Source organism: Sorangium aterium (assembly GCF_028368935.1).
Lineage (GTDB): Bacteria > Myxococcota_A > Polyangia > Polyangiales > Polyangiaceae > Sorangium > Sorangium atrum.
In genome coordinates this window covers 581,374-595,684 of record NZ_JAQNDK010000005.1, presented here as the reverse complement: position 1 = coordinate 595,684, position 14,311 = coordinate 581,374, and the positions used below count along the sequence as shown (strand labels likewise).

At 70.9% G+C, this 14,311-nt stretch carries 12 protein-coding genes; 8 read left to right on the top strand and 4 right to left on the bottom strand.

Going from position 1 to position 14,311, the window contains the following annotated elements; genetic code table 11:
• The first annotated feature begins 42 nt into the window (after positions 1-42).
• The 3 genes from POL72_RS40585 to POL72_RS40575 all read left to right on the top strand — a co-directional run bounded on the left by POL72_RS40585 (position 43) and on the right by POL72_RS40575 (position 4,066).
• A complete protein-coding gene (locus POL72_RS40585) occupies positions 43-1,152 on the top strand; it encodes a hypothetical protein (RefSeq protein ID WP_272102219.1) in 1,110 nt (369 codons plus the stop codon).
• Between the two features lie 84 nt (positions 1,153-1,236).
• Entirely contained in the window at positions 1,237-3,303 is a 2,067-nt protein-coding gene (locus tag POL72_RS40580; protein ID WP_272102218.1) for a PEP/pyruvate-binding domain-containing protein, read from the top strand.
• A 79-nt stretch (positions 3,304-3,382) separates the two neighbouring features.
• Complete coding sequence (locus POL72_RS40575) at positions 3,383-4,066, top strand: DUF4956 domain-containing protein (protein WP_272102217.1); 684 nt, start codon at positions 3,383-3,385, stop codon at positions 4,064-4,066.
• Positions 4,067-4,176: 110 nt separating this feature from the next.
• Here the strand turns inward: POL72_RS40575 and POL72_RS52180 are convergent, their stop codons facing one another.
• Positions 4,177-4,728, bottom strand: a complete 552-nt coding sequence (locus tag POL72_RS52180) for a hypothetical protein (protein WP_444547647.1) — start codon at positions 4,726-4,728, stop codon at positions 4,177-4,179.
• 209 nt (positions 4,729-4,937) lie between these two features.
• On the opposite strand from POL72_RS52180, the gene POL72_RS40565 reads away from it, so the two are divergent.
• From POL72_RS40565 to POL72_RS40555, 3 genes are read left to right on the top strand one after another with little or no spacing between them, the layout of a single operon-like run.
• Entirely contained in the window at positions 4,938-6,266 is a 1,329-nt protein-coding gene (locus tag POL72_RS40565) for a hypothetical protein (protein WP_272102216.1), read from the top strand.
• Positions 6,267-6,298: 32 nt separating this feature from the next.
• On the top strand, positions 6,299-7,690 hold the full coding sequence (locus POL72_RS40560) for a TolC family protein (RefSeq protein ID WP_272102911.1): 1,392 nt from the start codon (positions 6,299-6,301) through the stop codon (positions 7,688-7,690).
• Between the two features lie 10 nt (positions 7,691-7,700).
• The gene (locus POL72_RS40555) at positions 7,701-8,936 is read left to right on the top strand and encodes a CotH kinase family protein (protein ID WP_272102215.1); all 1,236 of its coding nucleotides are present in this window, start codon (positions 7,701-7,703) and stop codon (positions 8,934-8,936) included.
• Positions 8,937-9,013: 77 nt separating this feature from the next.
• On the opposite strand, the gene POL72_RS40550 is transcribed toward POL72_RS40555, so the two are convergent.
• The 3 genes from POL72_RS40550 to POL72_RS40540 form a co-directional block, all read right to left on the bottom strand.
• Positions 9,014-9,370 carry a hypothetical protein gene (locus POL72_RS40550; protein ID WP_272102214.1) on the bottom strand — a complete coding sequence of 119 codons (357 nt, stop codon included), beginning with the start codon at positions 9,368-9,370 and terminating at the stop codon, positions 9,014-9,016.
• A 111-nt stretch (positions 9,371-9,481) separates the two neighbouring features.
• Positions 9,482-9,712, bottom strand: coding sequence for a hypothetical protein (locus tag POL72_RS40545; protein WP_272102213.1), 231 nt, complete (start codon positions 9,710-9,712; stop codon positions 9,482-9,484).
• A 706-nt stretch (positions 9,713-10,418) separates the two neighbouring features.
• The gene (locus POL72_RS40540; RefSeq protein WP_272102212.1) at positions 10,419-10,706 is read right to left on the bottom strand and encodes an RNA recognition motif domain-containing protein; all 288 of its coding nucleotides are present in this window, start codon (positions 10,704-10,706) and stop codon (positions 10,419-10,421) included.
• Between the two features lie 573 nt (positions 10,707-11,279).
• Here POL72_RS40540 and POL72_RS40535 point away from each other — a divergent pair.
• The gene (locus tag POL72_RS40535) at positions 11,280-11,960 is read left to right on the top strand and encodes a class I SAM-dependent methyltransferase (RefSeq protein WP_272102211.1); all 681 of its coding nucleotides are present in this window, start codon (positions 11,280-11,282) and stop codon (positions 11,958-11,960) included.
• Between the two features lie 82 nt (positions 11,961-12,042).
• Complete coding sequence (locus POL72_RS40530) at positions 12,043-14,289, top strand: glycosyltransferase (RefSeq protein ID WP_272102210.1); 2,247 nt, start codon at positions 12,043-12,045, stop codon at positions 14,287-14,289.
• Positions 14,290-14,311 lie beyond the last annotated feature (22 nt).

Here is a 14,311-nt window from a genome sequence, read left to right as displayed (position 1 = left end):
CGGCCGACCGTCTAGCTTAACAAGGAAAAGGACACAGAGACCATGACACGCACTTATCGCCCCTTGCTGCTGCCCCTCACCCTCGCGCTGCTCTCCCCTGTGGTCGGCGTCGGCTGCTCCAGTTCGGACCCGGAGGTGGACATCGGAGGCGACAGCTCGACAAGCACCTCGTCCAGCTCCGGCGGCAACACTTCCTCGTCCAGCTCCGGCGGCAACACTTCCTCGTCCAGCTCCGGCGGCAACACCTCCTCGTCCAGCTCCGGTGGCAACACCACCTCGTCGACCTCCGGCGGTAACACCACCTCGTCCACCTCCGGCGGTAACGCCACCTCTTCCAGCTCCGGCGGCGGGACGACCGAGAAATTCAGCTTCTTCGTGACCAGCCTCGTCGCCTTGCAGGAGCTGTCGGGCTCCCAGGACGGCTTCGGCGGCGATCTCCGCTTCGGAGAGACGGGCCCCGGCGCCGGGCTCCGCGGCGCGGACAAGATCTGCGCGACCATCGCCGAGAAGAGCATGCCCGGCGCGGGGGGCAAGCAGTGGCGCGCCTTCCTGAGCGCCGTCGCAGGGGAGGACGGCAAGCAGGTCAACGCGATCGATCGGATCGGCAACGGTCCCTGGTACGACCGGCTCGGCCGGCTGCTCGCCAACAACAAGGAGGAGCTGCTCAACGACCGCCCCTCCGCGGCCGACCCTGCGATCATCGACGACTTTCCGAACGAGGACGGCATCCCCAACCACCAGCCCGATCCGAGCCAGCCCGAGGTGGACAACCACGACATGCTGACGGGGACGAACGACAAGGGACAGCTCTACAGCGCGACAGCGACCTGCAAGGACTGGACGGCCAAGTCGGGCGACTCGAGCGAGGGGCGGCCGCGCGTCGGTCACTCGTGGCCCAGGAACTTCGGAGGTGGCGGCTTCCCGACCGGCGGCAGCTCCCCGGCCGGCGGCGGCTTCCCGACCGGCGGCGGCAGCACCGGCGCCGGCCCCGGCGGCAACATCAACATGGCCAACTGGATGTCGTCGCTCGACGAGTCAGGGTGCGCGCCGGGCATCAACCTCCTGGAGCAGGGGGGACCGCTGCCCGGCGCGGTCACCGTCGGGTCCGGCGGCGGCTACGGCGGGTTCTACTGCTTCGCGCTGACACCTTGACACCTTGACACCTTGACGCGGGATTGACGCGGGATGACCGGCGCGCGCCGCTGCGCGGTCAGCTTACTTGTCTCAGGAGGAATCATGTACAAAGGCACTCGCATCACGTCGATCGTCACGCTCGCCTTGCTCGCCGCGGCGCTCCCGGGCGCGTGTGGCGGCAGCGGCACGGACGACCCCGGCGTGACCGGAGAGGTCTGCGAACGCAAGAACGCCGATGAATCGACGGAGTTCCTGAAGCGCATCGGGTGCGCCGCGGACTTCGAGGCCCTCGCGTCGCAGCCCATCGACGCCACCTTGCCCGGCGCGCGGTCGGTCAAGGTCGTGCTGGATCAAGCCGACAAGAACGCGCTGTACTTCCAGAACAGCGTTCTCTACCTGATCCACTACGACTTCGTGTCATCGCACCTCTCCGGCGACGCGCTGCCCCTCGTCCCGCCCCTCGCCGAGTTCAACGCGACCGAGTACTTCACGCCGGATCGCCGCTTCGTCCTCGGCGCTGTGACGCACTACGAGGGTCCAGACGTGTGGGCCCTCGAGCTCTCCCCCTACGACACCGCGTCCGCGGACATGATCACCACCCTGTTCAGGGCGGCCAAGGCGGCCTCCTTCTTCGGGTCGAAGCTCGCCTTCCACCCGACGTCGGAGGCCGTCGCGGCCGAGGCGAAGAAGCTCCCCTCCGACATCCCCGTGGTCAGCACCGGCGATCTCTACGCCGGGATCGACTACCAGCCGCTCTCGCTGGGCACGGCGGTGGGTCGGCTCCACTTCGCGAAGGCGGCGGATCTCGACTCGGAGTACCTGTCCCACCAGGACATCGTCGTCCTCGACGAGGCGCCCAACGACATCTCGGTCGTCCAGGGGATCATCACCGAGGAGTTCCAGACGCCGCTCTCCCACGTCAACGTGCTCTCCCAGAACCGGCGCACCCCCAACATGGGGCTGCGCAACGCCATGAGCCGCCCCGAGCTGCTCGCGCTGAAGGACAAGCTCGTCGAGCTCACCGCGGGGCCGTCGTCCTGGAGCGTCCGCGAGGTCACCGAGGCGGAGGCCGAGACGTTCTGGGAGGCGCACAAACCCACGCCCGTCACGCTCCCCGAGCTGGATCTGACGGTCACCGATCTGCGCGACATCGAGGAGGTGACCCCCGATCCGCCGGAGGGCGAGCCGCTCCGGGACGCGATCAAGCAGGCCGTGCTCGCCTTCGGCGGCAAGGCGGCCCACTACTCCATCCTGGCCAGGCTCCCCGAGGTCCCCATCCTGAAGGCCTTCGCGATCCCGGTGTACTATTATGACCAGTTCATGAAGCAGAACGGGTTCTACGAACAGATCGACGCGCTGCTCGCCGACCCGAAGTTCAACACCGACGCCGCGGCCCGCGACGAGCAGCTGAAGGCGCTCCGCGACGCCATGAAGAGCGCGCCCATCGACGCCGAGTTCCAGGAGCTCCTCCGGGCGAAGATCGAGGCGGACTACCCCGGGCACAAGATGCGCTTCCGCACCAGCACGAACAGCGAGGATCTCGACGGGTTCCCGTGCGCCGGCTGCTACGACTCGAACACCGGCGATCCGACGGACTGGGAGGATGTCCTCGACGCCATCCGCAAGACCTACGCGAGCGCCTGGAAGCTCCGCACCTTCGATGAGCGCACCTATTACGGCATCGATCACCGGACCATCGGGATGGCCTTGCTCGTGCACCACAATTTCCCGTCCGAGGAGGCGAACGGCGTGGCCGTGACCAACAACCCGTTCGACACGGCAGGGGTCCAGCCCGCGTTCTACGTCAACGTGCAGAGCGGCGGTGACGTGGAGGTGGTCGCCCCGCCCGCGGGCGTGACGAACGACGCGTTCCTCTACTTCTTCAACCAGCCGAACCAGCCGGTCACCTACCTGACGCACTCGAGCCTCATGCCGGAGGGCCAGACCGTCCTCTCGACGGCGCAGGTCCATCAGCTCGGCGTGGCGCTCGACGCCATCCACGAGCGGTTCTCCCCCGCTTACGGGCCCGCGAGCGGCAACGACGGCTGGTACGCGATGGACGTGGAGTTCAAGTTCGACGACGACGCGAACCCCGACGAGCCGCCGACGCTCTACATCAAGCAAGCGCGCCCCTACCCTGGCCGCGGGGCCGCCTCCGAGGCGCCATGACGCGGACGCGCGTGGATCGCGTGGATGGGGCTCGGCGCGCGCCGCGCCCCGCGATCGCCCCGGGAAAGAGCGGCTCGCCGTGATAGACTGGCTCGGATGGGTCACCCAGGGGAACGCCATGGACTTCCGCAAGGCGGTCGTGGCGCTCCTGCTCGCGTTCGGGCTCGGCCAGGGGGTCGCGCTCGTCTACATGGCCACATTTCGCGGGCTCTCCTACTCCCGCTCATCCGTGCACAGCATGGCGATGGGCAGCGTCATCACCTGCATGCTGATGCTCGCCGTCGGCAGCAGCATCGCCGCCGGCATCGGCGTCGCCGTGGGCCTGAGCGCGGTCCGGTTCCGCACGACCATGCGCGATCCCCGCGACATCATGTTCGTCTTCGCGGCGCTCGGCGTCGGCATCGCCTGCGGGCTCCAGGCGGTCGGCGCGGCCCTCGGCGGGACCGCGATCTTCGCCGCCGGAAGCGTGCTCCTCCATTTCTCCGGCTGGGGCTCGCGACGACAGCCGGATGGCCTGGTCCGCTTCACCGCGCCCGTCGGGCCCGAGGTGGACGACGCGCTCGCGAAGGTGCTCCGCGCGCACTGCCGGACCTTCTCGCTGGTGACCCTCCGGGAGGCTGCGCAGGGGACCGCGATGGAGCATGCTTACCAGATCACCGTCCTCGCGCCCGATCTGCGCTCGGCGCTCGTCGCGAAGCTCCAGGCCATCCCGGGCGTGCAGGACGTCTCTCTCATGCTTCAGGAGCCGACGCTGGATCTCTAGCGGCCGAGGTCCATCGCGGAGGATGCCTGTCGGTCACGCCCTCGCGGGCCCTCTCGCTTCGTTGACACAGCCGCCGTCGTCATCACCGCGCAAGGATCATCGATGTACAGCTACCAGCGACTCCGCTCGGCGCTCCAGGACGCCACCCCCGCGATCACCTTCGTGCTCACGCTCGGAGCCGCCCTGTGGCTCCACCTGGGCAGCGGCCCGCGCGGGCGGGTCTTCGGCTTCGCGGAGGCGCTGCCCGAGGTGCTCTCGCCGGTCGAGACCGCCCGGGTGGCCTCCGTCGAGGTGAGCGTCGGCGAGGAGGTCGAGGCCGGGCAGATCATCGCGACGCTGGACAGCTCGGTGATCGACGCCGAGATCGCCGTCGCCAAGGCGGAGAAGACCCAGGTCGAGGCCGATCTGCAGATGGAGCTCGCCGTCTTCGAGCAGGAGCTCGACACGAACCGCGAGACGGTCGAGCGCCACCTCGCCATCCACCGCGAGGAGCAGCGCCGGGCGGTCGCCGAGGCGAAGGTGCTGGACAGCGAGATATCGAGGGTGAAGGCGCTCGTCGAGAACCGGCAGGCGGTGCTCGACGACCTGACGAAGCTCGACCTGCAGCAGGCGACGGTCACGGCGATCGCCAGCGAGAAGCCGCGGACGCTGAGCATGCTCACGGAGCAGCTCAAGGCGACCGAGCGGCGGCGGAACGGCCTCCGGGATCGGACGTCGGGGCTGGCGGCGAAGCTCGACGCGGACGTGCGCGTCGCGACCGAGAACATCGCGATGCTCGAGCAGCGGCGCGCGAGCTACGTGCTGCGCGCCGCGAACGCGGGGGCGCGTCATCTCCATCGACAGGCAGCCCGGCGACGTGGTCCCGGCCGGGATGCCCCTGGTGCAGCTCCTGAGCGCGCGCACGGGCGCGCGCGCGCTGGCCTGCGTCCCCGAGCGCTTCGCCCTCGGCGTCAACGACGGGGACGCGGCCGAGCTCTACATCCGGGGCCAGCTCGGCGACGCGATCCCGGGCACGGTCGTCGCCGTGGGGCCGCTCGTCGCGCAGCTCCCCCCGCGCTGCTGGCCGACGCCGGAGCTGCCGGCGTGGGGCCGCGTCGTCACCATCGCGCTGGACGCGCCGATGGCGCTCGTCCCCGGCCAGGCCTTCGACATCACGTTCGACGCGCGCCGCGGCGCGGCCCCCGCCCAGCCGCCGCCGAAGCCCACCTCCACCGCGCCGAAGGCCGGGGCCGCGCCGAAGGCCGGCGCGGTCGCGTCGCAGTCCCCCATGAAGGTGCCCCCGACCCTGGCGAGCCGAACGCGCTTCGAGCCGTCCGGCGTCCTCGCGCGCCCCGGCGAGTCGCGGTACCTCATCGTCAGCGACGACACGGGCCACGAGCAGAACGAGGGCGTGCCGTGGCTCTTCGCGATGTCCGCGGGCGGCGCCGTCGCCGCAGAGCCGGTGCCGGTGAGCGGCGTCGACGAGGTGAACGACCTCGAGGGGATCGCGGCCGGGGACGCGGGCGAGATCTACCTCCTGTCGTCGCAGAGCTACAGCAAGAAGGGGAAGCGCAAGCCGGAGCGGACCGCGCTCCTCCGCGTCCGCCAGGACGGCCAGGGCTTCCGCGTCGACGGCGAGATCCACCTGGCCGAGGTCATCGACGCGGATCCCGCGCGCGCCGCGGCGCTCGGCCTCCCCGAGGGGACGCGGGAGCTCGACATCGAGGGCCTCGCCTTCCGGCAGGGCGCCCTGTACCTCGGGCTGAAGGCGCCGCTCGACGCGCAGGGCAACGCGATGATCTGGCGGGTCGGCTCCCCGGGCGCGCTGTTCGGCGGGGAGGTCGAGGCCGCGAGCGCGAAGAAGAAGGAGCGGACCGCGGCCGAGGCCGCGCGCTTCGACGCGGCCCGCGTCGCGCTGTGGGCGCGCGCGCGCGTCGACGTGGAGGTCGCGGGGAAGGCCACGCCGGGCGGCATCTCGGAGCTCGTCTTCATGCCGGACGGCGCGCTCGCCATGACGTCCACGCCTTCGACGGCGGACGGCGACGCCGGCGCGCTGTGGCGCGTGGATCGCCCCGAGGGAGGCGTCCTCTCGCCGCGCCTCGTCCAGCGGTTCCCGGGGCTCAAGCCCGAGGGGATCACGCCGTCGCTCACGCCGGGCGCGCTGACGATCGTGTTCGACGCCGCCACGCCCTCGTTCCAGGAGCTCTCGTGGGGCCAGTGAGCCAGCGCCGCCGCCGCGCGGCGATCCCCGTCATGTTGATTTGCGCGGCCCTCTCGGGCTGCTCTTCCCCGCCGAGGCCGGCGGCGTCCGACCGCGCGATCGCCCTCTACCGCGAGGGCCGCGCGTCCGCCGGCGCGCCGGCGCCCGGCCGCGCGGCCCCGGGCGCGCGCCCGGGCGCGTCCAGCGCGGCGCCGCTCGCGATGACCGTGGAGGACGCCGTCGCCTGGGCGAGGGACCACAGCGCCGAGCTCGCCGCGCAGAGCGCCCGCGCCGAGGCGGCCGCGGCGCAGGTCGACGCGGAGGACCATTTCGATAACCCGGAGCTCCGCATCACGAACGTCGATCTCGAGCGCATCCTCGAGCGCCGGCCGAGGGTGAGCACCGCGCTCCGCTTCCCGGTGACCCGCCCGGGCGAGGTCGACGCGAACGTCGCGGCCGCGCGCGTGGACGAGGCCAAGGCGCTCGCCGAGGCGCGCGAGGTCGAGATCGCCCTCGAGGCCGACGTCCGGTCGCTGTTCGACGAGGTGCTCCTCTTCGACGCCGAGATCGAGGCCGCCGACGCGGTGGCCGAGGCGCGCCGGTCGCTCGCCACCTGGATGAAGGGGCAGCTCGCCGCCGCGCGGACGACGGCGGTCGACGAGGCGATGACGGAGCTCACCGCCGTCGACGCGGAGCAGGACGGCGTGGATCTGCGCGCGCAGCGGAGCGCGGCGCTCGCGGCGCTCCTCTCGCGCATGGGGCTCGATCCCGCGGTGCCCGTGCGCCTCATCGGCGCGCCGAAGGGCGCGTGGCCTCCCCCGGAGCTCCCCACGGAGGCGGAGGCCGTCGAGCTCGCGCTCAAGCGTCGGCCCGAGATCGAGCTCGCGGCGGCGCAGGGCGACGCGGCGGACGCGGCGCTCCACGCCGAGCGCGCCGCGCGGTGGCCGTGGCTCTCCTTCGTCGAGGTCGGCTACGAGTTCCGGCCCGAGAGCGTGCTCGGCCGCGCATGGACGTTCGGGCTCGGCGTCGAGCTGCCGGTGTTCGACACGCACCGCGCGGCCACCGTCGCGGCGGACACGGCGCGCAAGGCGGAGCAGCGCGCGCTCGGCGCCGCGGTCGAGCTGGTGACGCGCGAGGTGCGGACGAGCCTGAGCGAGGCCCAGGCCACCCGGGCCCTCGTGACCGAGCTCCGACGCCGGATGACCCCCGCCGCCGAGCGCGCGGGCGCCGAGGCGCAGCGGGCGATCGAGGGCCGCAACGTCGACGTGGGGCGGGCGCTCGAGGTCGACGAGCGCCGCGTGCGCCTGGAGCTCCGGCTGATGCGCTTCGTGCGCCGCTACTGGACCGCTGTCGGCGAGCTCCGCCACGCCGTGGGCGGCCGGCTCCCCGCCGAGGCGGGCCACCCTGGCCGGACTCCGGAGTCCAGGAGCGATGCGGAGCAGTAGGCCGGGATCGATGAGAGCCCTTCATGCGTCCGCGGGCCTCGCGCTCGTCGCGGCGAGCCAGGGCGGCTGTGTGCCCCTCGACCCGGGCAGCGACGTCGTCTTCGATCGGGCGGCGCTGCACGAGATCGCGATCACCGTCGATGAGGCCCACCTGGGGCAGCTCCGCACGAACCTCGACGACCGCGCCCCGTGCACCATCGTCTACGACGGCGAGGTCGTCAGCGGCGCTGGCATACGGCAGAAGGGCAACTCGGCCGTGGAGCTGTCCGAGAAGCCGAGCTTCAGCGTCAAGCTCGACGAGTTCGCCGAAGAAGCGAACCTGCACGGGCTCAAGAAGCTCCTGCTGAACAACTCCAAGCAGGACCCGACGTTCCTGCGCGAGCAGATCGGCGAGGAGCTGCACGACCGTGCCGGCGTGCCCGCGGCGCGCACGGCGCACGCGGTGGTGAGCCTCAACGGCGTGGACCAGGGGATCTACGTCGTCACCGAGGCCATCGACAAGCGGTTCCTGCGGCGGCACTTCGGCGAGGTGAACGACGAGGGCGTGCTCTACGAGGGCCCGTGCTGCGGCGACTTCGCCGAGGACGTCGACGCCGTGGAGCTCGACAGCGGCGATGACGGCGGCGGGGCAGAGCTCCGGTCTCTCGCCGCCGCCATCCAGGACGCGCCGGACGAGCAGCTCGCCGCGGAGGTGAGCGAGCGCCTCGACCTGGATCGGTTCCTCACGAGCTACGCCCTCGAGACGCTGCTCGGCCACTGGGACGGCTACGCCTACCGGGCGAACAACTATTATCTCTACGAGAACCCGGCCGACGGGCGTTTCGTGTTCATCGCCCACGGGATGGACCGCATCCTGGACGACCCGCATTTCGACACCGAGACGGAGCCCGTCGCCGTGCTCCCGCGCCGGATCCGCGAGATCCCGGCGCTCGACGCGCGGTATCGCGCCGAGCTCGCCCGCGTCGTGAGCGCGGCGTGGGACGAGGGCGCCGTGCTCGCGGCCATCGATCGGGCGGAGCAGGTGCTCGGCAAGGCCAGCGCCGGCGCCGGCGCCGCGACCCGAGGCGACCTGAGCGCGTTCAAGGCGCACGTGGGCGCCCTGCGCAGCGACCTCACGCTGCGCCGCGCGCTGGTCGATCCCGCGATCGTCTGCGGCGACGGCGACGTCGCGGGGCTCGAGACGTGCGATGACGGCAACACGGCGGGTGGCGACGGGTGCAGCGCGAGGTGCCGCGCCGAGCCTTGACGGGAGGCGAGCTCGGGCCTCAGCCCTGCAACCGCGCTGAGCCGGATCCTCGGATTGGCATCCGAGCGCGACGGCGCTCAAACACTACCGCTCACCTTCGCTGCGCGGGTGCTGCCGTCGAACGATGACTCGATCGTATACAGCGCTCCATGGAAGGAGATGCTCCCGTCCTCGCTCAAGCTCCCGCCGCGCAGCACGTTGGCGGCGCTCTCGTACAGAAGAAAGGGCGCGAGGCCGACGGGCAGCTCGCGAGCGAGCGTCCAGGTGCCCTCCGCGCCGCCAGAGGCGATCACGAGGTACTGCTGAGCGCCGGACGCGTCGACGAGCACGCCGAGCGTCGAGCCGCTCCGGTCGCGGGACGTCGCGCGGAAGTTGAGGTGGGCAGCGGTGGCGAGCAAGGCGGCGGAGGTGACGGGCTTCTGGGAGGTCGACATGGCTGTGTTGCACGACTCGGTTGCTAGCTCAGCGACAAGTTCACGGTTCCGCGTCATGCCGGAGATGGATGCTGTCCTCGCTTCCGGCCGCCACGGTCCAGCCTCTCACTCTCACGGACCGAACCCGTCGTCGCTCGAGCTCTTTGGCGAGCTCTTTGGCTGCCAGAAGAGCCCATCGTACTTCCGGGGAGATCCCGAGCGGTCCAGCCGCTGGAACGTCTCGCCCAGCTTGAGGTTCCGCTGGCGGTCGCGATCGAACGGACCGTGCGAGCCGTCCGCCGGCTCGTACATGGCCTCGCTCCGCCCGTGCACCTGGAAGCGCCAGCAGAGCCTCTGTTCCACGCCATCCACGACCCGCGATAAACACGCTTTCATGGCGACCACTTTCCTTGCGCTCAGCCGCACGAACGCGGAAGGCACGCCGGGCGCGTGCTTCCGGGTGTGCATGCACGAGCTGCCTCGAGCGGCGCTTTACGGACTTGCCTGTCGCTCGAGCCCAACGGGTCCAGGCGGCATCTCTATCCAACTCGTCCACTTCGCCGCGCGACCGTCATCATGTACCAGAAAACGAGCCGCAGCACCACGATAATATAGAGACCGATCTCGTCGATGCGGGGCTTTTTCACGATCCTACGCTTCAGGTATCAGCGGCCAGAGACGACCGTGAACCCCTCGACACGCGCGGCCGCGGGCTCCAGGCGGGCGACCTGATAGCTCGCGTCGACCTCGGACCAGCGCGCCGCGACGCACCGGCAAGCTCGGGCTCATTGAGGACTCGTGGCGGTCGTTCTGGGAGAGCTCGCCGAGCGTCACGATATCGAGGGCCAGCATGTCGCGCGAGCCGTCGTCGTCGTTGAAGCCACGGTCGCCCCAGCGGTGGCCGCACCAGCTCACGATGGCGCCCGTGCGGCGGCCTCAGGGTCCAGCGGCCCCCTCGCCTGGCGCGGCGCTCGCGCGCACCGGCCTGCGGCCCGGGCGGCTCGAAGACAAAATAAACGCGGCGGGCCTTCATGGCCCGCCGCGATGTTACGACGCGACGAAGGGGCGATCAGTAACGACCGCGACCGCCGCCGCCGCCGCCGCCTGCCGGACGCTCCTGCGCCTCGTTCACCTTGAGCGAGCGCCCATCGAGCATCATGCCGTTGAGCTGCGAGATGGCGCTGTTCGCCGCCTGGGCCGAGCCCATCGTGACGAACGCAAACCCGCGCGGCTGGCCGGTCTCCCGATCGGTCGGCATCGAGACCTCGCGGACCTCGCCGCTGCCAGCGAACGCGGCCTCGAGGGACTCGCGGGTGGTGCTGTACGAGAGATTGCCGACATAGAGACGATTACCCATGACACGTTACTTTCACGGCTTGCAGCTGCGCTCGTGAGCGCTCTTCGCCTGCCATTCGATGAAGCCGTCGCGGTTCGAACGGAGGCGTGCCGCGCAGCGAACCCGCGCAGGCACACGGTGCGTCGTCCAGTCATCCGCGCGAGCAACGATCTCCCTCGCGTGGAGGGAGAGAGAACGCATCGTGTCGAGAGCCAGTGACGTCGTGAGGGGCCCAAGCTACTCCCTTGGGGCACCAACAGCAAGGAGTGTCTCAGCAATCTTTTCGCTTTCCGCCCGCAGCGGCAACCAGCGCGCGGTCGCGTGCTCGCGCGGTCGCGCGGTCGCGCGGTCGCGTGCTCGCGCGAGCACGCGATGCGTCCGGGGGTGCTCAACAGCGTCTCCCGGCGGACCTGCTCGATGCGCGCTGCACCGCACCGTCAGCGGCCTCTCACACGACCAGGGAGCCACCACGGCGGCGACCAGGCGGATCGCCGCCTCGACGTTCACGTCGGAAGATGACCGCGCGGTCACATCGGCGGGCGCCGAGCGGTCGCCGGGGTGAGGCTCCGCCGCCCCCGTGCTATGGGCCCGGCCATGGCGAACGCCGCCGGCGACATCGACGTGGAGGCGCTGAACGACCGCCTCGCCCGAGAGCACCCGATCGACGACTACTACGACCGCGCCCCGCTGCCGATCCGGCTCATCGAGCGCGAGCGGCTCGCCATCATCCGCGGCATGCTCGGCGACTGCGCCGGGCTCGACCTCGCGGAGGTCGGCTCGGGCGGCGGGCACGTGCTCCGGATGTTCCCGCGGGCCCGCATCACGGCGATCGACGTCTCCGATGTCTTCCTCGGCACCGCGCGCAAGAACCTCGCGGGCTACGACGCCCGCTTCCTCAAGGGCGAGGTCGACAAGCTCGACCTCCCCGCCGCGAGCTTCGATCGCATCGTCTGCACCGAGGTCCTGGAGCACACCGTGGATCCCGCCGCTGTCCTCGCGGCCATCGCGCGCCTCTTGCGCCCCGGCGGCGTGGCCGCGATCACGGTGCCGAACGACCCGCTCATCGCGCGGCTGAAGGGCATCGTCCGCCGCACGCCCGTCGGCTACCTCCTGCGGGATCGCATCCAGTGGGGCGGGGACGCGTACCACCTGCACCAGTGGACTCCCGACGAGTTCGGCCGCCTCCTCGACCGCCATTTCCGCGTGACCGAGCGCCGCGCGGCGCCGCACGGCGCGCTGCCGATCCGCGCGTGCTTCCGCTGCGTCCCCCGGTGAGCGCTCCGGCGCGCCCGGGCCGCCCGGGCCGCCCCTCGCCCTGCTGCGGTGTCTCCTTCAAGGCAAGATAGGCGAACACACCATGTCCGAACCCCGAACCGAGCTCGCTCCGGACGCGCCGATCGAGCTCTCCGTCCTCGTGCCCTGCCTCAACGAGGAGCTGAACATCCCCGAGCTCACCGACCGCATCCTCGGCGTCTTCCGCGAGGGGGCGCTCACGGGCGAGCTCATCCTCGTCGACGACGGCTCGACCGACGGCACCGCCACGACGATCCGCGCGCTCATGGCCGCGCACCCCGGGCTCGTCGTGGGGTGTTTCCACCCGCAGAACCGCGGCATCACGGCGGCGTGGCGCACCGGCGCCGCCGCCGCGCGCGGCAAGCTCGTCGCCACCATCGACGCCGATCTCCAGTACCAGCCCGAGGACCTCCTGCGCCTCCGGCGCGAGCTCTACGAGCACAGCGTCGATGTCGTCCAGGGCTGGAGGAGCGCTGTCGGGCGCCGCAGGGACCGCCGGTACCACCTGAGCCGCGGGCTCAACCACCTCTTGAACACCACCTTCGGCATGTCGCTCCACGACAACAAGAGCGGCTTCGTGATGTGCGCCCGGGAGGTGTTCCAGGATCTCTTGACGTACAAGGGCAGCTATTTTTACTGGCAGTCCTTCATCCTGGTCGCCGCCCACGCCAAGGGCTACTCCTACAAGGAGATCGAGACGCTCTTCGAGCAGCGGCGGCAGGGCGTCTCCTTCCTCGATCAGGCGGCGGCGCGCGCCGTGGCCAAGTCGTTCTACGACCTCGGCAAGGCCGCGTGGGAGTACCGCGTGGACCGGATCCCGCCGGACGTGGCCACCCAGTATCTCCGCCGCAATCCGGTGGTCGACCGCTCGCCGGAGCGCGATCCGCTCTCCACGGCGCGGTGGCGCGCGTACCTGGCCGCGTTCAACCACACCCACTGGATGATCACGCGCGACGTCGAGCACTACTACGAGACGCTGCGCAGGACGCAGTGGCTCACGCCGGCGCAGACCCGCGAGCTCCAGGACGAGAAGCTCAGGCGGCTGCTCCGCCACTGCTACCGCAACGTGCCCTACTACCGCGCTCGCATGCAGGAGCTCAAGCTCCGGCCCGAGGACATCCGCGGCCAGGAGGACCTCCACAAGCTGCCGTTCCTCACCAAGGCGGATATCCGGCGCCACATCTACTTCGACATCATGTCGGAGAACCACGACAAGTCGCAGGTCCTCAAGATCACGACGAGCGGCTCCACCGGCGAGCCCTTCGTCTGCTACGCGGACCGGGCTCAGCTCGAGTTCCGCTGGGCGGCGACGCTCCGGGCCCAGGAGTGGACGGGCTACCGCTTCGGCGACCCCACGGTGCGGCTCTGGCACCAGACGATCGGCATGACGAAGTGGCAGGCTGCCCGCGAGCGCGCGGACGCCGTCCTGTCGAACCGGACGTTCATCCCGATCTTCGAGCTCTCCGACGACAACCTGGGAGAGATGATCGCGAGGATCGCCGGCGCGCGGCCGGTGCTCATGGATGGCTACGCCGAGGCGCTCGATTTCCTGGCCCATTACGTCAAGGGCACCGGAAAGGTCGCGGCCCGGCCGCGCGCGATCATGTCGAGCGCGCAGACGCTGCCGCTGCCGAGCCGCCGGCTCATCGAGGAGGCGTTCGGCTGCAAGGTCTTCGACAAGTACGGCAGCCGCGAGTTCTCGGGCATCGCGTACGAGTGCGACGCGCACGAGGGCCACCACGTGGTGGCCGAGGGGTACATCGTCGAGGTCCTGCGCGACGGGCGCCCCGCCGAGCCGGGGGAGATCGGAGAGGTGGTGATCACCGATCTCAACAACTTCTGCATGCCGTTCGTCCGCTACCGCATCGGCGATCTCGCCGAGGCGATCTCCCCGTCCGCGCCGTGCCCCTGCGGCCGGGGGGCGCCGCGCGTCGGCCGCATCGAGGGACGCGTCCAGTCCATCATCCGGGGGACGGACGGACGCTATCTGCCCGGCACGTTCTTCGCGCACTACCTCAAGGAGTTCGATTACGCGATCAAGCGCTTCCAGGTGGTGCAGGAGGAGCGCGACGCCATCACGTTCCGCGTGGTCAAGGGCGGGCGGTTCTCGCAGCAGGTCCTGGAGGAGGTGCTGGCGACGTTCCGCCATCACCTCGGCGAGCGGATGCGCATCGACGTCGAGTTCGCCGACGACATCGCGCTCGTCCGCACGGGCAAGCACCTCGCGAGCGTCTCGCGCCTCAACGTCGATTTCCAGCGCGCCGCGCCGGCCGAGATCCTCGCGCCCGGCCCGAACGGCGCGGGCGCTTGACCGGGGGCCCCGATGACAGCGA